The sequence below is a fragment of the Fontibacillus forbon genome, assembly GCF_046559655.1.
Classification (GTDB): Bacteria; Bacillota; Bacilli; order Paenibacillales; family Paenibacillaceae; genus Fontibacillus.
In genome coordinates this window covers 1,054,750-1,076,348 of the sequence record NZ_JBKGFV010000001.1, presented here as the reverse complement: position 1 = coordinate 1,076,348, position 21,599 = coordinate 1,054,750, and the positions used below count along the sequence as shown (strand labels likewise).

Here is a 21,599-nt window from a genome sequence, read left to right as displayed (position 1 = left end):
GGCACCCTTTGTGTTTGTTCAGGTTAAACCGTTTGAAAAACCGTCGCATTCATCTCGTACAAAATATACTGCCTGCCGTTCAATTCCCCGAGGGCCTGTTCTTCCATGCCCAAATCCCGGTAATAGGGATTCAGCTTCCGGTTCTCGTTCCAGCAGTCAAACCGCAATCCTATCCGCCCCAAACTGCGGCTGCGCTTCGCCGCCCAATAAATCAATTTACGGCCCAAGTCATGCCCTCTATAGTCTGGCCTTACGGTTAAACGGTGCAAATAGTTATACCCTTCGTCGTTAAGCTCCCCCCAGTAATCCGGATCCGATGTTTGCAAGGTGAACAGCCCTGCGGGTTCATGATTGTCAGCCCTTAATAACAAGTAAATGTCCCGATTGACAAAATAGGAAGAGATTACTTCCTCCGTAAATTGTTCCGGATTCCACTGTTTGATTCCGGAGGATGCCATCCAATTCGCCGCTTCAATCAACAAGTTCCGTACAAGCTCTGAATCATTCTTATCCGCAAGTGCGATTTGAAAAACACCGGCAGTGGTTTCAATGGTATCTAGCGACTCTTTCATAACGTTTCCCCTTCTCCGTCTGTGCCTGGCTTGTTATCGGGTCGCTCTTCGACTGAGAGCGTGCTTTCCCCCGCGGCGTCGTTGCTTTCCAGCTCTTCATCCTCAGGCTCCGCCAGCGGCAGTTTGACGGAAACCGTGGTCCCGACGCCCAACTCGCTGTGGATGTCCATTTCCCCATGATGAAGCTCAACGAGCTGCTGGCTGATCGCCAGCCCGAGACCGGTTCCGCCTCCCTGGTGGTTAACCTGGAAGAAGCGGTCCTTCACTTTGTTCAAGTGCTCCTCGCTGATCCCGATTCCGGTATCCACCACTTCCACCAGCACTTTCTCCGGTTCGGTCCGGCTGACGACAAGGTGGATCCAGCTGTTTTCATTGGAGAACTTGATGGCATTGTCGACCACATTCAAGAAGACTTGTTTCAACCGGTTGCCGTCCCCGATGACGGTAATATTTTGCATGGTCCGGTCTTCCAGTTTGACTTGAATTCCTTTTTGCTCTGCTTTCGCCCAAACATTCAGCATCGTCTCCTGTAGCAGCTCCTTGAGATTAACGCGGCTGATGACGAGCTTCATTTCGTTCTGCTGCAGCTTGGAGAAATCGAGCATCTCTTCCACCAAGCCGATCAGGCGGTCCGTTTCTTTCGCGATAATCCCCATTCCGATCTTCGTTTCCTCCGGATCAAAGCCGCCGAGCGTCAACGTTTCGCTCCAGCCCTTGATCCCTGTCAGAGGCGTTCTAAGCTCATGGGAAATGGAGGAGATAAAATCGTCCTTGATCTGGTTACTCCGCACGATTTCCTGTGCCATATAGTTGAGCGTAGCCGCGAGTTCCCCCAGCTCATAACGGTAGTCCCCTTTAATCCTGGACTCAAACTTGCCCTTGGCCATCTGGGCTGAGACCGCCCTGATATTATTGATCGGCCTCACGATCGAATTGGCAAGCCCGATACTGAATAAGGTGACGAGGGCTAGAACCGCCAGGCACACCGCTGAGGACAATAGCGACAGCTTCATCAGATTAGAGTTGACCGATTCCAGAGAGGTGACGAACCTGACGATATATCTGTTTTCTCCCCGGACTTGAAGCGGCGTTGAAACGGCCATCACCATTTCCCCGGTGGACGGCTGTCTCCCGATCCATTTACCTACGCTTCCCGCTGCCGCCTGCGATACGTCGCTCGTCTGTATGGCCTTATCCGCCTGAAAAGCGTTACTGCTGGCCTCAACATCGCCCTTCCGGTTTAGGATCATCAATTCCGTATTATCGAGTTCAAACGTACGGAGCATTTCCGTAAAATAATCGGGATCACGCTCTGCGTTCAGGCGCACGAATTTTTGGAAGAAGTCGGAAGCCCAAGTCGAGTGAGTGGACATATGATTATAAATCGTATCGTAATAATAAACGCGAATGGCCAACGAAAAGATCACTTCGACCATGAACAAGGTTACGAATACGACGATGAAGTACTGTAAAACGATTTGCCGGCCGATGCCTTTTTTGATCATTGTCCCTCGCCTTTCCACTTATAGCCGTGTCCCCACACGGTTTGCAGAAAAGCCGGCTCGGACGGATTGTTCTCGATCTTTTGCCGCAGCCTGCGGATATTCACGTCAACGATTTTCGGATCGCCCATGTATTCCTTGCCCCAGACATGATCCAGCAGCAGATCGCGGCTGAGCGGCGTGTTTTCCTGCTCCAGAAAATACTGGATCAGCGAAAATTCCGTCGGTGTAAGCTCTATAAGCAGACCGTTCTTTTTAAATTGCTTGGAGATCAAATCCAAGGTAAACGGACCTGAAGTAAAAGACACTTTGGCGCTGCTCTCCCGGTACACATTAACCCGCCGCAGCAGCGACTGGATTCTCGCGATCAGCTCCGTCGGACTGAACGGCTTGCTGACATGATCGTCCGCACCGACAGACAAGGCGTAAACCTTATCCTGCTCCTGAACCTTGGCCGTCAGAAAAATAATGCCGATCCGTTCATTAGTCTCCCGGATCCGCCGGCACACCTCGAACCCGTCGATTCCCGGTACCATCACGTCCAGTAGCGCAATATCTATATCCGGCACGCTTTGCAGCTTGGCCAAAGCCTCATTTCCCTCTGCCGCTTCTATGACCTCAAAGCCGTTACGCTTAAGGTTGATCACGATAAAACTGCGGATGGATTCTTCATCTTCCAATATCAATACTTTGCTCAACTTGGTCTCCTCCCTCGTATTACTGTAACTTAACGCTTGATCTCTTTTTCGCCTTTATTGATTTTCAAGTCGGTGTGGCTCAGGAATCCAATGACCTTGTCATTGTCGCGGGCCATCAACTCCCAATCTCCTTTGTTTCGTTCCCATTCCGAAAGCGAGAAGAACTTGATTTCCGCAACGGTTTCGCCCGTCTCGATCTTGGTAAACCAAAGGTGCTCATTTTGATCCGATTTAGGATCAATGGTGATTGTCCCCCACCATTCTTTCGGAAAATTGAAATAGAAACGGCCCGCTAAATCCATATATTGCTGCATGACGAATTTCAGACCTTTATCTTCTTCCCATTGAAAATAGGAAAATAGCGGTATATCATCGTACGGCCGTGTTTCCCAACCTTTCGGCTTCTCGGAACGGCCGACCTCCAGAATGCCGTCGCCATCCACGTCACCGCTAAGGACGGGATAATTCTTAAACGTGGAGTCTTGCGACGGTAACAAATCGATCAGTTTCCCGTCTTTCATCACGACCAGATGGGAATAGGCATAATGGGTGCCAAAGGCGGCATCCAGCACGATCCCCTTCAGTTTGGGGGTAATATTGCCGCTGACCGAATTGTAGTATTCCTTAATCGGATCATCGAGCTGGATATGGTCCAGTTCCTGGAACGAATCGTTGTACTGGTACACCGTTACCGTTGCATTCTGATCCCGTTTTAATGTCACGACGGTCAAATCGAGCAAACCGTCCTGGTTGAGATCATCGATGAGAAAATCGTTATAAGGCAGTGTCAACAGGTTCTCGACCTCAGAGCCGTTATAGGTGTATACGGTCAGACCTTTCTGAGGATCCTCTTCGCCGCTAGTAAATCCGGCGATAATATCCAGATGGCCGTCTCCGGTAATATCCCGAAGCTCAAAAGTCTCCAGCACCTGTCCCTCGCCGTCAAACTTGACCTTCGGTACCCAGGTATCCCCCTGATGTTCCAGGATCATGCCGTGAATCCGTACCGCTTCATCCGGGGTTTCGTAAAAGACGATCGCTTCCTTTACCCCGTCATTGTTCAGATCAGGCGTACGGATCGAACTGATGTCGCTGACATCCCGGGGCCGGATAATTTGCGCCCCCTTGATCTCGGCATTAATCACGCTGATCAGCGACTCCTTGTCGGAAGTCAGCTGCGGCGTTTCCATCAGCGATTTCGGATCCTTGATAATACCGCATCCGCTTAGCGCCACGAGTAGCAAACTTCCGGCCGCCGCGGTAATCCATGCTTTGTGAATCAATTTCATCACTCTCTTCATACCAGATCGATCGACCGCTTCTCGCCTTCGGTCAACCGTCTGCCCGATACATCGAGCTTAAGTTCCCCTTCATAGAGTCCCCAAATTCTCGTACAATAGCGCTCGGCCAGTTCAATCGGCAATGCGGCGACTACCGTTTTGCCCTGATCGCTGCACAGCGAACGGAGGGTTGTAAGCACGCGCTCCGCCGATTGGGGGTCCAGCCCGACTACAGGCTCGTCTGCAGCGATAAACCCGGCTCCATGCACCAGCGCGCGGCAGATAGCGACGCGCTGACGTTCGCCGCCGCTCAATTTGCCTGCTTTTACATGAGCTTTGTCGAGCAATCCGAATTTCTCGAGCTCGTCCATTGCGCCCATATAATCATCGGACCGGACCATCCCGGTTACCCGTCTCAACAGGGGAGTTTGTCCGGCTTGTCCGATCAGCACGTTTTTCAGCGCCGTTTTATCTGGATATAATGAAGGATTTTGTTCCAGGTAAGCGCATTTCGACCGGTATTTTTGCGATCCCTTGCCGCCGTTCTTGATGACCTGGTCCCCATCCCAGGAATATTCCCCGGCATTCCAGCTTTCGCGCAGGGCGAGACAGCGGAGCAAAGTGCTCTTACCGCTTCCGCTGGGACCGACGACACCGATGATTTCCCCTTGTTCAAACCGGGTGCTGATATCGCGCAAAACTACTTTTTTATTGCCATCCACACTTTTTTTCAAGTGGTTTACTTTCATCATCTGTCCGATTCTCCTTTGACTGTTCCGCTCTTCTCTTAGTGTATTGGAAATAGCGTTGAAAATCCATTACAGCATCTTCATATTTACTCCTAAATAAAGCAAGAAAATCGCAGGAGAACCGGCGACTTTCCGCATGGTGACATTCATGTAAGCTTTTAGAAAAAATAAAGTCACACTTTTCCAATCATCTATAAACATTATAGTAGACAAGCTCATTGCCAACAAGCCATAATGAACATGTATGCATTGACTTGTAGGAGGTTTAGTCATGTACTATGACGTGAAAATCGACGTATCACCGGTGTATGAACTACTGAGCAGCTTTATTATATACACAACCCGGAAATGGGTAAACAATCTGGATGTCGGTTCGGAATGGATCCAATCCATTGAAGCCCGTATTGACGAGAAGGAGCGGCATAGTTTCGCGGAAGCGGCAGAACTGCCTTTTTCGGATTACGATTTGCTCTACGCCTTGATTTTGGAACGGAAGCCGGACGCCGATATCGATCGGTTTTTAACCGAACTAGCCGAAACTGACGAGAATACGCTACTTCATATCTTGAAATCCTATATTCGAACTGTGAATAGTGAGGATATTTCACGGCTGAAAAGTTACGTTCCGCTGCTGCGCATTTGGAATGACTTATATTTTCGCCACATTGAAAACCAATATGTTTCCCTGCTGGAAGAAGATGCAGCTGAGAAACAAGCGCTGATGCAAAAGATGGATCCCGATGCTCTGCTGGAATACGCCTCGGGCGGATTGGTTCTGGAACCTCAGCTCCCCATCGAAAAGGTCGTATTGCTGCCTTCGATTCATTTTCGGCCGATCAATACCTATTGCTTCTATGAAAATACGCTTTTGATCCAGTATCCGCTTGATTTGCCTGAACTAGACGAGAATGAACCGCCGATCTGCCTCCTGAGGTTGACCCGGGCCCTCGTCAAACCCGAACGCCTTCGCTTGCTGCGCTATGTTGCGGATGAGCCGAAATCGCTTCAAGATCTCGCGCAAAATCTGCACGAATCCGAAGAGCAACTGATGCACCACTTAATGCGGCTTCGCGTAGCCGGGTTGCTCCGCATTCATCTGGTCGACCGGGATACCGAGAAATTCAGCATCCGTCCGGACGGCGCTTCCGAACTGCAAATGTTCCTTGAGTCTTATATCCGCCTATAGCGTTGCCAAGATATAATCCCTTTTTCACCGGCATTTGCTTTTCCGTCAACCCTTCTGCTATGTTAGGATACATAATAACCACCTGCTTTTCTTCAGAAGGAGTGACCAACATTGAGTAAGCCGCTGCGGCAACAAATCATATTTGACCTGGACGATACCCTGGTCCATTGCAATATTTATTTTGACCAAATCCTTGACGAATTCGCCGACTTGCTTGCCGATTGGTTGAGTGAATACCGCGTAACAAGCTCTGAAATCCGGAGTAAACAAATCGAAATCGATGTCGCCGGCGTTCAGAAAATCGGGTTTGTCAGCAGTCACTTTCCGCAAAGCCTGATCGATACCTACCGCTATTTCTGCCGGATCTTGGGGCGGGATCTCCATATTGCCGAAGAAGACAGACTGATGCAGCTAGGGATGAGCGTTTACGATCGAAAGGTGGAGCCTTATCCCGGAATGGTGGAGACGCTGACCCTGCTCACTTCCCACGGACACGAGCTATTCCTGTATACCGGGGGAGAAACCGTCATTCAACAACGAAAAATCGAACAGATGAAACTGGCCGATTACTTTCAGGACCGCATCTACATCCGCCAACACAAAAATATTGAGGCGCTGGAACAAATTTTGTCTTCCCGCACGTTCGACCGGAAAAACACCTGGATGATCGGCAACAGCCTGCGCACGGATATCGAGCCTGCCCTTACCGCAGGCATCAACGCGGTGTACATCAAACATCCGAACGAATGGACCTATAACCTTATTGAGCTGAAAAAAGATGCCGATACGGTCATGTACACCGTATCCTCGCTTGAAGCGGTCCCCGGCATCATCGCCGAGAGCCTGACAATGGCGCAAGCCGGCCGCAGCGCGACCCGCAATTAACAATTGAAAACGGCAGCCCTGAACTTGTGAACTTGTTCCGGGCTGCCGTTTAATTATTCAGGAATCCGCTCGCGAAATCTCCAACTTGCCGCTACCGGGGTCTGCCAATTGAATCCGGGCTTTGAAATCGCCTTCCGGATGCTTGAATGTCAACAGCTGTGTCTGTCCCTTCTCCAACAGGGCGTTAAGCATGTTCAGCGAGATCTGTTTACCCTCGAACTCCTTCCAGACCACAAAGCCGCAGCCCTGTCTGAAATGATTGCAGCCGTAGCCTTTCTTGCCTTCGATCAATTGGCCGCCGCAGCCTTCACGCGGGCAAGGGGCCAGCGGCTGCAGGCCGCCGGTTACCGAGGATGACGCACGCAGCGTGGTCTTTTCGGTCCCGGACCCGCTATTCCCTTGCCTTCCGCTGCTTTTGGCGGTTGCCTTACCTTCATCCTTCCCGGCTCCGCCTGTACGCTTGCGTTTTCCTTTATCCTCTTCGGTGGGCTCAAACAACGAAGCGTCCGCCTTCCGCTGCGTCCGCACCTTATCGATGATCGAAACCGTAAACCGTTTGACGTTTTCCATGAACTTCTCGCTGGCCGCTTCCCCTTTGGAAATCTGATGCAGCCTCCGCTCCCACTGCCCTGTCATCTCGGGGGAAGTGAGCAGCTCAACGCCTGCATGCCGGATCAGTTCCACCGCCATCCGGCCTTTCTGCGTGACCGTGATTCTCTTTCCTTGCATCGTAATGTAGCCGACCTTCTTCAGGCGTTCGATCGTTGCCGCACGCGTAGCCGGAGTGCCGAGTCCCGCCTCCTTCATCGCTTCGCGGAGCTCTTCGTTCTCGAGCTGTTTCCCCGCGCTTTCCATCGCCTTCAGCAGCGTACCTTCGGTAAAAGCTTTAGGAGGCTGGGTAGCCTTCTCCTTCGCTTGGGCATCCGTACACTGCACCGGCTCATCCCGGTTGATCGTAAACGGCTCGCTCACAAGTTCCTCCGCGTCGTCCTCCTCGTCTTGCTTCTTGCCGCGTCCCGAAGCTTTGGAGCCCCCGTCATCGCCGGGAAGGCACACTTTCCAGCCAAGCGAGAGCAACTCTTTAACGTTCGTCTTGAACGTTTCCGACTCGACTTCCGTCAGCAGCGTATGCTGCTTGTACTCTGCCGGAGGGTAGAAATGGGACAAAAAGCGGCGCACGACCAGATCATATATATGCTGTTCCTCTTTCGTGAGCGTTCCCGGACGTCGAAGCGTAGGCAGAATCGCATGGTGATCTTCCACCCGGGAAGGGTTGCAGACCGACTTGTTGTTCACGTGCACGATGCGCTGATCCGCACCCTCCGCCAGGTCCCGGTAAGGAGACGGAGACGACTTCAGCATATGCAGCGTCTTGTGCATCCCGTCGATATTTTGCTCCGTCACATAGTTGGAGCTTGTCCGAGGATACGTGATCACCTTGTGCTTCTCATACAGCGCCTGGGCCAGATCCAGCGTCTTCTTCGCGGAATAGCTGTATTTCGCGTTCGCTTCCCGTTGCAGCAAGGTCAAATCGTACAGCTTGTAAGGATACTCGCGGGTATCCTTCACTTCATATTCTGCGATAACGCCTTGTTTCCCGCGTACCTTGTCCGCGATCGACTTCGCCTTCTCCCCGTCGGTCAACCGCTCGCCCTGCCAGGTCCCGACATATTTACGTTCCTGCTGTTCAAAATCCGCCTTGATCTCGTAATACGTGAGCGAGTCAAAGCTTTCGATCTCCTTCTGCCGGTCATAAATAAGCGCCAATACCGGGGTCTGTACCCGGCCTACCGACAACAGCGTACGATGTTTGGTCGTGAATGCGCGCGATGCGTTCATGCCCACAAGCCAATCCGCTTCGCTTCGCGCCCTTGCCGCCAGTTCCAGATTCTCGAACTCGGAACTGTCGTGCAGCCCCTCAAACCCTTTGGCAATACTTTCCGCAGTCAGGTCGGAGATCCACAATCGTTTTACTGGCTGTGTCAGTTTCAGCTGCTGACGGATCAAAGCGAAGATGTATTGGCCTTCCCGCCCGGCGTCACAGGCATTAACGATCGCTTGGCACCGCCCCGCAAGCTCCCCGATGATTTTCAGCTGGTCCTTCGTTCTCGGATTGGGCACAATTTTAAAATGTTCCGGCATGATCGGCAGATCACCGAAGTTCCACCTTTTGTACTTCTCGTCATAGGCGTCCGGTTCGGCCAGCCCGAGCAAATGGCCGATCGCCCAAGTAATGATGTAACGGTCTCCTTCCAGATAAGACCGGTTGTTTTTCGCCCTCGGCTCGATGACCGCGGCGATCGTTCGCCCCATATCCGGTTTTTCGGCGATAACGAGCGTTTTCATCTTTTTTCGGGCCCCACTTTCTTGCATGTTTCGCATATATTTCATAGGATAACGCTTAAACTCAATAAAAAGGGCCGCGCTCCGCGCAGCCCTGTAGCTGAAACTAGTATATCATATTTTGGTAGCTTTCTGCATGCTCTGTTCTTGTTTATGCGAGAACGGTAGCGCCCATCAAATATTTATCCACTTCCCGGGCCGCCTCGCGCCCTTCATGAATCGCCCAGACCACGAGGCTTTGACCGCGGCGCATGTCCCCTGCGGCAAACACTTTGTCCACGTTCGTGTTGTATTTGCCGTAACGGGCCTTCACATTGGTGCGACGATCCGTTTCAAGACCGAGCTCACCCACGATCCCTTGCTCCGGTCCGTCAAAACCGATGGCGATCAGGGCCATCTGGGCCGGGAACACTTTCTCCGTACCCGGAATCGGCTGATAAATTTTGCGCCCCGTCTCGTCCACGATCCGTTGAATCTGAATCGTATGCAGTTCTTTCAGGTTGCCTTCCTCATCGCCGACGAACCGTGTTGTCATGATCGAAAATTCGCGCGGGTCGCTGCCGAACAAGGCTTTGGCTTCCTCCTGGGCATAATCAAGCGTATAGACATTCGGAAACTGCGGCCAAGGGTTGTTGATACTGTCCCGCGTAAGCGGAGCCATGGCATGCGTCCCGAATTGCGTGATGCTGCGGCAGCCGTGACGCAGCGCTGTAGCCACGCAGTCGGATCCGGTATCCCCACCGCCGATGACAATAACATCCTTGCCTTCGGCCGACACGTACTCGCCATCCTGCAGCCCGGAATCGAGATAGCTCTTGATCGTTCCGTTCAAGTACGGCATGGCGTACTGCACACCTTTAAGATCGCTGCCCTCGATATTGAATTCGCGGGATTTCGTCGCCCCGCCGCAAAGCACAACGGCATCGAATTCGTCAACAAGCTGCTGCGCTTTGATGTCCTTGCCGATTTCCGTATTCGTTACAAATTTAACGCCTTCCGCGGCAAGCAGATCTACCCGGCGCTGAACGACGGCTTTGTCTAGCTTCATCGTCGGGATGCCGTACATTAGCAGGCCGCCGATCCGATCGGACCGTTCGAACACGGTTACCTCATGTCCCGCTTTATTCAACTGTGCGGCGCAAGCCAATCCCGCCGGGCCGGAACCGACTACGGCCACTTTGCGTCCGGTCCGCTGTTCCGGCGGCTCGGGAACGACCCAGCCCTCTTCGAAGCCTTTGTCGATGATCGCCTGCTCGATGGTCTTGATCGTGACAGGCTGTCCGATCAGTCCTACGGTACAGGAGCCTTCGCAAGGCGCAGGGCAAATCCGCCCCGTAAACTCCGGAAAATTGTTTGTTTTATGAAGACGGTCGAGCGCATCTTTCCAAAGGCCGCGATACACAAGATTGTTCCATTCCGGAATCAGGTTGTGTACCGGACAGCCGGAGGTGCCTCCCGTCATATCCATTCCCGTATGACAGTAAGGTGTGCCGCAATCCATGCAGCGTGCTCCTTGCGTCCGCAGCTCTTCATCCGACATATGCTTATGAAACTCCTGCCAGTCCTGGACCCGTTCGGACGGGCTCCGGTCCCCCGGAAGCTCTCGGTTATATTCCATAAACCCCGTTGGTGTAGACATCAAAACTTCCCCCATCCGTTAGACGTAAAAGCTTCTAAATCGCTCCGAAACTCTCACATTTCAGTGTATCTTGATGTTAGCATTCGCGGGATTTCTTATTAATGGATTAATGATATGATAATTTGCACTATTGCGCAGCAGTCTTGTGCCGTTCGTAAGTCAAAAAGCGGTAAGCATAAGGATTTTTCTCATCACGAATTCCCTCTTTTTCAAGAACCAATTCAAATTCGGACCAGTCGAAGTGGGGGAAAAACACATCGCCTTCGACGTCCTCATCGATTTGGGTAACAAGCAGACGGTCGGCAAGCGGAAGAAAATGCTGAAACACGCCGGCCCCGCCGATCACCATGAGTTCTTCAGCCTTGGCAAACTCCATGGCTTCCTCAACGCTATGGACGATTTCCGCCCCTTCTGCCTTATAAGCATGATCCGCCGTCAGAACGACGCTCCGCCTATTCGGCAGCGGGCGGCTGCCCATGGACTCCCAGGTTTTCCGGCCCATCACCATCGTCTTACCTGTAGTCTGCTCTTTAAAAAACTTCAAATCCTCAGGCAGACGCCATGGAAGTTGATTGTTCCGGCCGATCGCCCCGTTTTGCGACATTGCCCATATTAGCGTTACACTCAAATCTGATCGCCCCTTTCGTCCTTTACAGTTTGCATTTTTCCGTTATACGGCAACCGTTGCCTTAATCGTCGGGTGATGCTGATAGCCTTCAAACTCAAAGTCTTCATAAACATAATCAAAAATCGAGTCCGGCTTCCGCTTGATCACAAGCTGAGGCAACGGGAAAGGTTCGCGCTCCAATTGCGTTTTCACCTGTTCCAGATGGTTGCTGTAAATATGCACGTCGCCGCCGGACCAGATAAACTCTCCCACCTCAAGACCGCACTGTTGAGCTACCATATGCGTTAACAGCGAGTAACTGGCAATATTGAACGGCAGACCCAGGAAGGTGTCCACCGAACGCATCGTCAGCATGCAGGACAGTTTGCCGCCAGCGACATAAAACTGAAACACGAAGTGACACGGGGGCAATTTCATGTTGTCGACTTCAGCCACATTCCAGGCGCTGACCAGATGACGCCGGGAATCCGGATTTTTCTTGATCGCCTCGACGACGTTCGCAATCTGGTCGATTCTGCGGCCGTCCGGCGCTTCCCAGGCGCGCCACTGCGAGCCGTAAACCGGGCCGAGATCCCCGTTCTCATCCGCCCACTCATCCCAGATGCGGACGCCATGCTCTTTTAAATAAGAGATATTGGTTTCTCCCTTTAAAAACCATAACAGCTCATGAACCACCGATTTAAGATGTATCCGTTTCGTAGTTACTAAAGGAAATCCCTTACTGAGATCGAATCGAAGCTGTCTGCCGAACACGGAAATCGTTCCCGTGCCCGTGCGGTCTTCTTTCGGCGTTCCATTTTCCATAACGTCTTGCAGCAAATTCAAATAATTTCGCATCTATAGCACACCCCGTAACATTATATATAAGATCTTGTCTATTATATCAAAGTAATAAAGAGAAGGAATGTCCATTTTCAAAAGGCCGTTCATGTTCAGGAGAAGAGGACCGGATAACATACACCGTTCTTGCTTAATCTGCCCAGGATTTCTGTAAAATACTGCGGTAGAGATCGTTACCGGTTCATGTATTGATCCGCCTACCCTGTTCCTTCATCACAATAAGGAACCTCGTGCCCCGCTCCGACGAGACCGCTTAATCCATTTTCATAATACGGCATTAAGACGTCCGCCCGTTCAAGCTCGATCCAGGATACCGCGGAAATCTCGTCCGGCATCATCGTAACTTCCCGGCCGCCGGTCATCTCCGCCCTGAATGTCAGGAGCACGAAATGCTCTTCCTTGTCGGGAAATACGACTTCATTCACCGCCATAACTCCGTGAATATCAATCTCTATTCCGGCTTCCTCTCTCACTTCGCGGCGCAGCGCCTGGACCAGCGTCTCCCCGGGTTCAACCGTTCCTCCGGGCAAAGTCCACGTATTCCGGTTATCGCGGTTCTGGACCATCAATACCCGCTGCTTGTCCGGGCTTGTAATCAATGCGTAGACGATATCGATTCTTCTCATGGTCTGCCGTCCTTTCTATTGATGAACATGTTAATGTACATCTGCCCTATAAGGTCAAATAGTAATGGTAAAATTCATCGTCCCGGACATATCCGAATTGCTCGTACAGCTTCTGAGAACCGAGATTACCGACTCCGGTTTCCAACGCGATTCCTTTGGACTTGGTGAAAACGGCATATTCCGAAACCGCAGCCAGCAGTTGATGCCCGATGCCCTGATTCCGGAATTCCTCCGCAACAAACAGATCGTTAAGAATCCATGACCGCTGCATGGACAAAGAGGAAAATACCGGGTACAGCTGGGCCAAACCCGCCGCCTTTCCGCTTTCGTTGTCCCTGGCCAGAAAAACGACGGATTCTCTATGCTCCATCAGACTGTGCAAAAATGCTCTTGCCCCGTCCAAATCGGACGGTTTTCCATAAAAGACCCTGTAATCGTTAAACAAAACTGCCGTATCATCCAAATCCTTGATCGAGGCTTGTGATATATGTACATGTTTATTCACTTTCTTTCCCTCCCCAAATTTTAAACCGCAACAAGGTTACCTATGCCTTAACAAAAGAATTGCTACTTAAATAATTTAAGTTACCCTGATTTTTATGCAACCCATTTTTCACTTATTTAATCCAATTGATCAAAAGAATTAAATTATTATTGTATTTATATTAGAACACCACAATATTTAATGCATCGTTTATAATCATAAACAACATAGGAACGAGAAGGAGCAGTGATTTTCATGGATAACGTAGATGTTCAAATCGTTGAACTGCTAAAGCAAAACAGTCGCATAACCAGTTCAGAAATCAGTAAAGCCGTCCACCTGTCGGTTCCCGCCGTATCGGAAAGAATTCGCAAACTTGAAGAGAAAGGCACCATCGAGAGGTTTACTTTACGCCTGAATCGGGAAGCGGCCGGCCGACAGTTGTTAGCCTACATATCCGTCATCATTGAACATCCCAAGTATATTGAAGCATTCACCAGACAGGTGGTCAAAGAATCATGTATTCTGGAATGTCATCATTTGGCCGGAGACTACGATTACATGTTAAAAGTCGGCGTTCGGGACATCAACTCCCTGGAACAATTTATTTCGGGAACGATGAAACAATTTGCGGGCGTCGTGAAGACCAAAACGACCATCGTGCTATCGACATTGAAAGAGGATTAACAAAATTTCGCTGAACTTATTTAAAGGAGATATTTCGATATGATCCTTCTTATTCTTATTAAGAGTATGCTTACGGGGGCCGCCATTGCAGCTCCCATAGGTCCGATGGGGATGTTATGTATACGATCCGGCCTTCTTGGGGGATGGAAAAAGGGAGTAGCCGCCGGGATGGGAATTGCGACCGCTGATGCCTGTTACGCAGCTATTGCTGCATTCGGCGTGAGCGCCATCTCCTCCCGATTGATGATGTATAGTCATGTGAATAAAATCGGCGGCGGCCTTCTCATCATCCTCCTCGGTCTCTCCGGCTTTCGCCGCAAGCAGCCGGCCTTGCAAGATCCGAATCCCGCACGGTCTAACCGCAAGCTGCTCACCTTTGCCTCCGCTTTCCTGCTTACTCTTACGAATCCGATGACGCTGATTTCCTTTACGGCATTGGCCGCAGGTTTAGGATCGCAGTCATTAACGACCTCCTGGGTGGGGGCTGCGGCCTTCTCAGCAGGAATCTTTCTTGGCTCAGCCTTGTGGTGGATTGTCCTTACGACGGCTGTGAACCTGTTTCGCAAGCGCCTACTGGCACCGGCGACCGTTCGGACGGTGGACCTCGCCTCAGCCTTGATCTTGACGGGAATGGGATTATGGAGCGTGCTTTCGGCTTTGTTTAATACATAACTTAAATAAAGGATAACCTTTGTCAGGACTCGGGCTCGGATTTGTTGAATTTTTCCTTTGCCGCTAATAACGAAGCCCGGGCCGGAATAGTTGCCTATTCCGAGCCCGGGCTTGAACAATATATTGAATTTTAATGGAAAAATCCGGCGATCCCCGCCACCAGAACAATGATTGCAAACACCATCCGATAGTATACGAATACTTTCATCGGTTTCTTCTGCAGGTAGGAGATAAACTTGCTGATGACGGCAAGGGCCACCAGGAACGATACGACAAAGCCCACGCCCAGCGATATTAGCTCGGTAGAGGTCATGCTCGAAAACCCGCCGATTTTCACGATTTTCAGGAAGCTCATCCCCACCATGACCGGAATGGCCAGGAAGAACGAAAATTCAGCTGCCGCTACCGTAGTCAAACCGGCGACCCAGCCGCCGATGATGGTTGAAGCGGAGCGCGACATCCCCGGGATGATCGCCAGCACTTGAAACGCACCGATAATGAGCGCCTGTTTTACCGTGACGTTCAGTTCGTCACCGCCGCCGCCGAGGCCGTTGTTGCGGAATTTTTTCTCAGCATATAGCATCCACAGGCCGCCGAAGAACAAAGTGAAAGCAACAACAACCGGCGTAAACAGATGCTCATCCGCCCAATCATTAAGCAGAATACCGAATACGCCGCCGGGAATGCAGGCAATCGCCAGCATCAGCCAAAACCGGAATCCGGATTTCTCGAACCCGACTTTCTGAGGAAAGAAATGGATCAACGTATCTTTGATTTTACCCCAATACAAAACGATGACCGCCAGGATGGCTCCCAGCTGAATGACATAAGTATACATTTCAACATAAGAAGGCGTCGTGCCAGTGAAGCCCAGAAAATTTTCAAAAATAACGAGATGGCCCGTAGAAGACACCGGCAAAAATTCGGTGATCCCTTCTACAATCCCCAAGATGATAGATTTAAGAATTGAAAAAATCGTTTCCATTGCCTTTAGCTCTCTCCTTTTCCAATCAAACTTCTAAATTAGCTTCATATTCTACACTGAAAATTACTATGTACTCCAATAACGGGAGATAACACCGGTAGAAACATTGCAGCATCCATCCTACCACAAAAGCGAGTCACCAGGCTACTGCGGCTCGGATCAAATAGGTTCAAAAGAACTGCTGCATTACAACGACGGTGTGACCTTTTTACTTTAACAGTCCGTATACAGTTAATGCAACCAACACTCCGCCTAGTAATATTTAACGGAGAAAATATACCTTCTATATCATCCTATTGTTGCTGCTGTTAGCATATTCGTCCCGCAAACCGGATCTGCTTTGTAGATTAAATCATATTTGACAACTAAATTTATATATCGTAATATTGCGATATAGCAATACAAACTATGACTGGAGTGATTCATTTGGACAACAATTTCAAAGCTTACGAAGAAGCTGCCGAAATCCTGAAGGCACTGGCCCATCCGGTCCGGTTATGCATCGTCAAGGGCTTGATCCAAAAACGCGAATGCAATGTCACCTATATGCAGGAATGCCTGAATCTGCCCCAATCGACCGTTTCCCAGCATTTGCAGAAGCTGCGCAGCATGGGCATCGTTGAAGCCGAGCGGAGTGGGCTTGAGGTCAAATATCGTATAGCGGACGACAAAATCAATCAACTGATAAGCATTTTATTCAAGGAGGAAATGTGATGAGCAAAAAAGTCATCATTGTCGGAGGTGTCGCCGGAGGCGCGTCAGCCGCAGCCCGATTGCGCCGTCTGGACGAAGAAGCGCACATTATTATGTTTGAACGGGATTCATACATTTCTTTTGCCAACTGCGGCCTTCCCTATTATATCGGAGACTCTATCAAAGAACGTTCCAAGCTGCTTGTTCAGACCCCCGAGGCGATGTACAAACGCTTTAATATCGATGTCCGGATTGATAGTGAGGTAATTGGAATTAACCCTGTTAACAAAACGGTAAACGTACGAAGCAAAGACCGTGGAGAGTATGAGGAATCGTATGACGCGGTCATTTTGTCTCCCGGAGCGAAGCCGATCCGGCCTAATCTGCCGGGGATCGATAGCCCGAAAATACACACCCTGCGTAACATTCCCGACACAGACCGGATTAAAAAACGCGTGACAGAAGACGGAATTTCTTCCGCAGTCGTCATCGGCGGCGGTTTTATCGGCGTGGAAATGGCGGAAAATCTGAAAGAAATAGGGCTGAATGTAACATTAATTGAAGGCGGGCCGCAAATCTTGGCTCCATTCGACGCGGAAATGGCAGGTATTCTTGCCAAAGAACTCGAGGATCATGGCGTGAACCTGCTCATGTCGCAGAGCGTTCAAGGCTTTCAGGACAAGGGGGAGCTTATTGAAGTTACCACGGCCGGCGGAGTCACCTTGAGTGCCGAAATGGTTATCCTGGCGATCGGCGTATCGCCGGATACCGGATTCTTACAAGGAAGCGGCATCGAATTGGGACCGAAGGGACATATTCTTGTCAATGATCATTTGCAAACTAGCCAACAGGATATTTTCGCGGCTGGCGATGCCATAGAAATTAAAGATTATGTCAATGGCACGAAAACAGCCATCCCGCTTGCGGGCCCGGCCAATAAACAAGGGAGAATCGCAGCGGACAATGTTTGCGGCCTTGGCACTACGTTCAAGGGCGCCCAAGGAACGTCCATTATCAAAGTGTTCGGCATGACCGGCGCAAATACCGGAAATAACGAAAAAACGCTGCAGCGTCTCGGTTTGCCTTACCATGTCACTTATGTTCATCCTAATTCTCATGCCTCCTATTATCCGGGAGCCACGCCACTTACGCTCAAGCTGCTGTTCAATAACGATGGAACGGTGCTCGGCGCGCAAGCGGTCGGATTTGACGGCGTGGATAAGCGAATCGACGATATCGCAACAACGATCCGCTTCCGGGGTACGGTGAACGATCTTACAGAACTGGAGCTGGCGTATGCCCCTCCATACTCCTCTGCAAAAGATCCGGTCAATATGGCCGGTTACACGGCGGAAAATGTATTGACCGGCAGAACCGCCGTCTTTGTTCCTAAGGATCTGGAAAGCCGGGATGAAGACACTACCCTGCTTGTCGATGTGCGCTCGGAAATGGAGCATCGTAACGGACACATCCCGAATTCCTTGAACATTCCTGTCGATGATTTGCGCGCCCGGCTCGGCGAGCTGGATCCCGCCAAGGAAATCTGGGTGTACTGCCAGGTTGGTCTGCGCGGATACACCGCCTCGCGAATTTTGCAACAAAAAGGATTCCGGGTACGCAATCTGACCGGCGGTTACAAAACCTACCTTATGTCACAATATCGACCTGGCCAAAAATCCAGCATTGGCGGAGGGAATGAACCTGCCAAAGCTATCCCGGCTGAAACTGAACGCAGCACCAAAGCGGCTCAGGAAATCGCAGCCACGGCCCAGTCTCCAATCGGGGAACTGCGTGCCGATGCCGAACTGGACGCCTGCGGTCTCTGCTGCCCGGGCCCGTTGATTCAAGTCAAACGGACGATGGACCGGCTTCAGGACGGTCAAGTTCTACGAGTGACCGCATCGGACCCCGGTTTTTACGAAGATGTACAGGCGTGGGCCGTCATGTCCAAGAACAAAATGATTCAGGTCCATAAACAAGGCAACGGCATGATCGAAGCCTATCTTGGCAAAGGAAGAGATTTGAATGCAACCGAAACCGAGCAGCCTAAAGTGCCGGTCTCGTCCCAGGATGGTACTTCCATGGTCGTATTCAGCGGCGATCTCGACAAAGCCATCGCTTCGTTTATCATTGCGAACGGGGCGGCCGCAAGCGGTAAAAAGGTAACGATGTTCTTTACGTTCTGGGGGTTGAACGTCATCCGGAAATCGGAAAAGGTAAACGTATCTAAAAACCTGATCGGCAAAATGTTCGGGGCTATGATGCCGCGCGGAAGCCGGAAGCTTTCCCTGTCAAAAATGAACATGATGGGCATGGGTGCGAAAATGATCCGCGGCGTCATGAAGAACGGTAACATCGCTTCCCTTGAAGAACTGATGCAAAGCGCGCTAGACCAAGGCGTGGAAATCGTTGCTTGCCAAATGTCCATGGACGTCATGGGGATCAAACAGGAAGAATTAATCGAGGGCGTCAAAATCGGCGGAGTCGGTTACTATTTAGGCAAGGCCGATCAATCCGGCATTAATTTGTTTATTTAATTCATAAAAGATAAGCCCGATCCCTGAACGATTATCAGGATCGGGCTTTATTCATTCCACAAATTCGGTTCCGTCAAAACGGAACACCTTCATCTTCGTCTCCGGTTTGCCCACGACGGTTTCATCATCGTCAGCCAACTTGGTGAACGTTTCCCAGCTATACAGCGTGTTATCAATAACCTGATAGCTTCCCGCAAGCAGGGAATGTCCGTCCGGAACCATTGCAAACCTTTCCTTCATGGTACCTCTCCATGCCTCCTTCATGATACCATTGTCCAGATACCATAGGTGGGCATAATGCACGTCGATTCCCGTACCACCCGTCCTTTCCACCGTTTCAAATACTTTCTTCAGTTCCACATCCTTCGCAACCCCCGGGTCCAACTGTTCGACCTTCCAATTTTTTTCCGCCAGCAGTTTATAATTGCCGGAAGCGTTACGATCAAAAATAAAAAACTGTCCCAGATGCACCCCGCCGTCGATTCCCGCAATCACTTCAAGTTCGTCATCTTCATCCAGCTGAACTTCTTCAAACGACAGCCCTTCCAGATAATAGTTCGATCCGGCTCCCTGTTGTTTGACCCAGGAAGCAACCTGCTTCAGGGTTACTTTGGTATCTTCCATACCGTTCTGTGCTTCGGAATCCCCAGGGCCACTTTTCACATGAACTTGGTTTCCTTTCGGATCCCAGGTAACGCTAGCCCCTAATGATTCCGCCAAGGAGCGAACCGGAGCCATGATCATGCCGTCTTTCCGATCCACCCGCATATCCTGCGGCTTTCCGTCTATCCATAAATTCAAGGAAGGGTCCGCCTTGGCCGGACCGGACAATAATATACCCGCCGTCAACAACAAAATAATTCCCGCCGATCTTATTCCGGTTTTTCTGCCCATGAAGACTACGCTCCTCGCCGTATGTGCTGTCTATATCCCAAACGTATCCAGAAACTGAAAAGTTAGTTTTATTGTAACAGCTTGGCATGGGTGGAAGGTGATTATTTTGTCATTTACAGGATAGGATTTTGTAAAACTATGTCCTAGCGCAAAAAAACTGCTTGAGCACTATTGCAGCTAAAAAAAGGGCAAGACCGATTGAATTCGGTCTTGCCCTATCAATTAGCTTAGGAGATCTCCTGGCTACCTAAATTAAGCGGCTCGGAGTGAGAAATCAAACATTAACGGGAGATCACGTGGATCGGATGTCCTTCGACCAATTCGGCCGTTTCCATCACGATTTCGCCCAGTGTAGGGTGAGCGTGGATCGTAAGCGAGATATCTTCCAGGGTTGCACCCATTTCGATCGCGAGTCCGAGCTCGGCGATCAGGTTGGAAGCTTCGATTCCGACGATTTGCGCACCAAGCACCACGTTGTTTTCTTCGTTGGCTACGATCTTGATGAAGCCGTCAGGCTGATTCAGCGAAGTTGCACGACCATTGCCCGCGAACGGGAATTTGCCGGCTTTGACTTTGTAGCCTTTTTCCTTCGCTTCTTTTTCCGTATAGCCCACGCTGGAGCATTCAGGATCCGTGAAGACTACAGCAGGAATAGCTTTGTAATCCACCACGGACGGAAGTCCTGAGATAACTTCTGCAGCAACTTTACCTTCGTAAGAAGCTTTGTGGGCCAAGGCAGGTCCGGCCACGATATCGCCGATGGCAAAGATGTTCGGGTTGCTCGTACGGCCTTGGTGATCGACTTCCACCAGACCACGGTCCGTAAGCTTAACGCCAGCCAGATCCAAGCCCAGGTCTCCATCCGTGTTAGGGCGACGTCCAACGGTAACGAGCAGGTAATCGGCAGTCACTTCTTTCGTTTCGCCGTTTACGGAATATTTCACAGTAACGTTCTTGTCGGTTTGCTCAGCACTTTCAGCTTTTGCATTGGTGATGATTTCGATACCCGTTTTTTCCATGCTCTTGGTTACAAGACGGGTCATATCTTTGTCAAAGCCGGCAAGTACGGAATCCATACCCTCGATAATCGTTACTTTCGTGCCGAATTTCGAGAACATTTGGCCCAATTCAGCGCCGATGTAGCCGCCGCCGATAACGATCAGGCTGCTAGGGATTTCAGGAAGTTCCAATGCTTCCGTCGAGGACAGGATGCGTCCGCCAAACGGGAAAGGCTTCAGTTCGATCGGACGGGATCCGGTCGCAAGAATGCAATGCTTAAAGCGGTAACGCGGCGATTCATGATCGTTGAAGGCACGGGCTTCGTTTTCGTTGATGAACATAACTTCACCGCTGAATACTTCGATTTTGTTGCCTTTAAGCAAGCCGGATACGCCTTGGGTCATTTTCTTAACTACGCCGTTTTTGAAATCTTGTGTTTTGGAGAAGTCCACTTTTACGTTCTCGGCAGTTACGCCGAAAGCGTCGGCATGCTGTGCGTTTTCGTAAGCGTGCGCTGCGGAGATCAAAGCTTTGGACGGAATACAACCGCGGTTCAAGCACACGCCGCCGAGTTCCGATTTGTCCACGATAATTACTTTTTGGCCCAGTTGGGCGGCACGAATGGCCGCCACATATCCGCCGGGACCGGCACCTACAACCAATGTATCAATATCCAGAGAAGCGTCTCCTACTACCATAT

General features: G+C 50.6%; 20 protein-coding genes. 6 read left to right on the top strand and 14 right to left on the bottom strand.

Features of this window, described 5'->3' with window-relative positions:
* Window positions 1-23: 23 nt before the first annotated feature.
* From ACLB09_RS04965 to ACLB09_RS04945, 5 genes are read right to left on the bottom strand one after another with little or no spacing between them, the layout of a single operon-like run.
* The gene (locus ACLB09_RS04965) at window positions 24-572 is read right to left on the bottom strand and encodes a GNAT family N-acetyltransferase (protein WP_410768645.1); all 549 of its coding nucleotides are present in this window, start codon (window positions 570-572) and stop codon (window positions 24-26) included.
* Window positions 569-2,077, bottom strand: coding sequence for a sensor histidine kinase (locus ACLB09_RS04960; protein WP_410768644.1), 1,509 nt, complete (start codon window positions 2,075-2,077; stop codon window positions 569-571). The genes ACLB09_RS04965 and ACLB09_RS04960 overlap by 4 nt, the downstream gene beginning before the upstream one ends.
* Window positions 2,074-2,772 carry a response regulator transcription factor gene (locus tag ACLB09_RS04955; protein ID WP_114495436.1) on the bottom strand — a complete coding sequence of 233 codons (699 nt, stop codon included), beginning with the start codon at window positions 2,770-2,772 and terminating at the stop codon, window positions 2,074-2,076. Before ACLB09_RS04955 ends, ACLB09_RS04960 begins: the two co-directional genes overlap by 4 nt.
* Before the next feature lie 29 nt (window positions 2,773-2,801).
* On the bottom strand, window positions 2,802-4,061 hold the full coding sequence (locus tag ACLB09_RS04950; protein ID WP_410768643.1) for a hypothetical protein: 1,260 nt from the start codon (window positions 4,059-4,061) through the stop codon (window positions 2,802-2,804).
* An 8-nt stretch (window positions 4,062-4,069) separates the two neighbouring features.
* Entirely contained in the window at window positions 4,070-4,804 is a 735-nt protein-coding gene (locus ACLB09_RS04945; protein ID WP_410768642.1) for a phosphonate ABC transporter ATP-binding protein, read from the bottom strand.
* A 268-nt stretch (window positions 4,805-5,072) separates the two neighbouring features.
* Here ACLB09_RS04945 and ACLB09_RS04940 point away from each other — a divergent pair, with 268 nt between their 5' ends.
* The gene (locus ACLB09_RS04940; protein ID WP_410768641.1) at window positions 5,073-5,987 is read left to right on the top strand and encodes an ArsR family transcriptional regulator; all 915 of its coding nucleotides are present in this window, start codon (window positions 5,073-5,075) and stop codon (window positions 5,985-5,987) included.
* Between the two features lie 111 nt (window positions 5,988-6,098).
* On the top strand, window positions 6,099-6,872 hold the full coding sequence (locus ACLB09_RS04935) for an HAD family hydrolase (protein ID WP_410768640.1): 774 nt from the start codon (window positions 6,099-6,101) through the stop codon (window positions 6,870-6,872).
* Window positions 6,873-6,929: 57 nt separating this feature from the next.
* On the opposite strand, the gene ACLB09_RS04930 is transcribed toward ACLB09_RS04935, so the two are convergent.
* From ACLB09_RS04930 to ACLB09_RS04905, 6 genes are all read right to left on the bottom strand, one after another.
* Window positions 6,930-9,218, bottom strand: coding sequence for a type IA DNA topoisomerase (locus ACLB09_RS04930; RefSeq protein WP_410768639.1), 2,289 nt, complete (start codon window positions 9,216-9,218; stop codon window positions 6,930-6,932).
* A gap of 148 nt (window positions 9,219-9,366) precedes the next feature.
* Entirely contained in the window at window positions 9,367-10,854 is a 1,488-nt protein-coding gene (locus ACLB09_RS04925) for a glutamate synthase subunit beta (protein WP_410768638.1), read from the bottom strand.
* Window positions 10,855-10,981: 127 nt separating this feature from the next.
* On the bottom strand, window positions 10,982-11,482 hold the full coding sequence (locus ACLB09_RS04920) for a dihydrofolate reductase (RefSeq protein ID WP_410768636.1): 501 nt from the start codon (window positions 11,480-11,482) through the stop codon (window positions 10,982-10,984).
* Between the two features lie 42 nt (window positions 11,483-11,524).
* Complete coding sequence (gene thyA, locus ACLB09_RS04915; RefSeq protein ID WP_410768635.1) at window positions 11,525-12,319, bottom strand: thymidylate synthase; 795 nt, start codon at window positions 12,317-12,319, stop codon at window positions 11,525-11,527.
* A 200-nt stretch (window positions 12,320-12,519) separates the two neighbouring features.
* Window positions 12,520-12,948: an NUDIX hydrolase gene (locus ACLB09_RS04910; protein WP_410768633.1), complete on the bottom strand. Its 429-nt coding sequence runs from the start codon at window positions 12,946-12,948 to the stop codon at window positions 12,520-12,522.
* Window positions 12,949-12,994: 46 nt separating this feature from the next.
* Window positions 12,995-13,453 (bottom strand): GNAT family N-acetyltransferase, encoded by a 459-nt coding sequence (locus ACLB09_RS04905; RefSeq protein ID WP_410768632.1) that lies wholly within the window; start codon window positions 13,451-13,453, stop codon window positions 12,995-12,997.
* Window positions 13,454-13,687: 234 nt separating this feature from the next.
* Here ACLB09_RS04905 and ACLB09_RS04900 point away from each other — a divergent pair, with 234 nt between their 5' ends.
* The gene (locus ACLB09_RS04900; protein ID WP_410768631.1) at window positions 13,688-14,119 is read left to right on the top strand and encodes an Lrp/AsnC family transcriptional regulator; all 432 of its coding nucleotides are present in this window, start codon (window positions 13,688-13,690) and stop codon (window positions 14,117-14,119) included.
* Window positions 14,120-14,158: 39 nt separating this feature from the next.
* Window positions 14,159-14,791: a LysE family translocator gene (locus ACLB09_RS04895; protein ID WP_410768630.1), complete on the top strand. Its 633-nt coding sequence runs from the start codon at window positions 14,159-14,161 to the stop codon at window positions 14,789-14,791.
* Window positions 14,792-14,921: 130 nt separating this feature from the next.
* Here the strand turns inward: ACLB09_RS04895 and ACLB09_RS04890 are convergent, their stop codons facing one another.
* Entirely contained in the window at window positions 14,922-15,776 is an 855-nt protein-coding gene (locus ACLB09_RS04890; protein ID WP_410768628.1) for an undecaprenyl-diphosphate phosphatase, read from the bottom strand.
* Between the two features lie 426 nt (window positions 15,777-16,202).
* Here ACLB09_RS04890 and ACLB09_RS04885 point away from each other — a divergent pair, with 426 nt between their 5' ends.
* Window positions 16,203-16,490, top strand: coding sequence for an ArsR/SmtB family transcription factor (locus tag ACLB09_RS04885; protein ID WP_410768627.1), 288 nt, complete (start codon window positions 16,203-16,205; stop codon window positions 16,488-16,490).
* A complete protein-coding gene (locus ACLB09_RS04880) occupies window positions 16,490-19,006 on the top strand; it encodes a DsrE/DsrF/DrsH-like family protein (RefSeq protein WP_410768626.1) in 2,517 nt (838 codons plus the stop codon). Before ACLB09_RS04885 ends, ACLB09_RS04880 begins: the two co-directional genes overlap by 1 nt.
* A gap of 51 nt (window positions 19,007-19,057) precedes the next feature.
* On the opposite strand, the gene ACLB09_RS04875 is transcribed toward ACLB09_RS04880, so the two are convergent.
* The gene (locus ACLB09_RS04875; RefSeq protein WP_410768625.1) at window positions 19,058-19,900 is read right to left on the bottom strand and encodes a stalk domain-containing protein; all 843 of its coding nucleotides are present in this window, start codon (window positions 19,898-19,900) and stop codon (window positions 19,058-19,060) included.
* A 281-nt stretch (window positions 19,901-20,181) separates the two neighbouring features.
* The gene (lpdA, locus tag ACLB09_RS04870) at window positions 20,182-21,597 is read right to left on the bottom strand and encodes a dihydrolipoyl dehydrogenase (protein ID WP_410768624.1); all 1,416 of its coding nucleotides are present in this window, start codon (window positions 21,595-21,597) and stop codon (window positions 20,182-20,184) included.
* Window positions 21,598-21,599 lie beyond the last annotated feature (2 nt).

Coding starts and splice junctions, on each gene's coding strand:
- ACLB09_RS04965 (WP_410768645.1), bottom strand. CDS start 572: ATGAAAGAGTCGCTAGATACCATTGAAACCACTGCCGGTGTTTTTCAA.
- ACLB09_RS04960 (WP_410768644.1), bottom strand. CDS start 2,077: ATGATCAAAAAAGGCATCGGCCGGCAAATCGTTTTACAGTACTTCATC.
- ACLB09_RS04950 (WP_410768643.1), bottom strand. CDS start 4,061: ATGAAATTGATTCACAAAGCATGGATTACCGCGGCGGCCGGAAGTTTG.
- ACLB09_RS04945 (WP_410768642.1), bottom strand. CDS start 4,804: ATGATGAAAGTAAACCACTTGAAAAAAAGTGTGGATGGCAATAAAAAA.
- ACLB09_RS04940 (WP_410768641.1), top strand. CDS start 5,073: ATGTACTATGACGTGAAAATCGACGTATCACCGGTGTATGAACTACTG.
- ACLB09_RS04930 (WP_410768639.1), bottom strand. CDS start 9,218: ATGAAAACGCTCGTTATCGCCGAAAAACCGGATATGGGGCGAACGATC.
- ACLB09_RS04925 (WP_410768638.1), bottom strand. CDS start 10,854: ATGTCTACACCAACGGGGTTTATGGAATATAACCGAGAGCTTCCGGGG.
- thyA (WP_410768635.1), bottom strand. CDS start 12,319: ATGCGAAATTATTTGAATTTGCTGCAAGACGTTATGGAAAATGGAACG.
- ACLB09_RS04910 (WP_410768633.1), bottom strand. CDS start 12,948: ATGAGAAGAATCGATATCGTCTACGCATTGATTACAAGCCCGGACAAG.
- ACLB09_RS04900 (WP_410768631.1), top strand. CDS start 13,688: ATGGATAACGTAGATGTTCAAATCGTTGAACTGCTAAAGCAAAACAGT.
- ACLB09_RS04895 (WP_410768630.1), top strand. CDS start 14,159: ATGATCCTTCTTATTCTTATTAAGAGTATGCTTACGGGGGCCGCCATT.
- ACLB09_RS04890 (WP_410768628.1), bottom strand. CDS start 15,776: ATGGAAACGATTTTTTCAATTCTTAAATCTATCATCTTGGGGATTGTA.
- ACLB09_RS04880 (WP_410768626.1), top strand. CDS start 16,490: ATGAGCAAAAAAGTCATCATTGTCGGAGGTGTCGCCGGAGGCGCGTCA.
- ACLB09_RS04875 (WP_410768625.1), bottom strand. CDS start 19,900: ATGGGCAGAAAAACCGGAATAAGATCGGCGGGAATTATTTTGTTGTTG.
- lpdA (WP_410768624.1), bottom strand. CDS start 21,597: ATGGTAGTAGGAGACGCTTCTCTGGATATTGATACATTGGTTGTAGGT.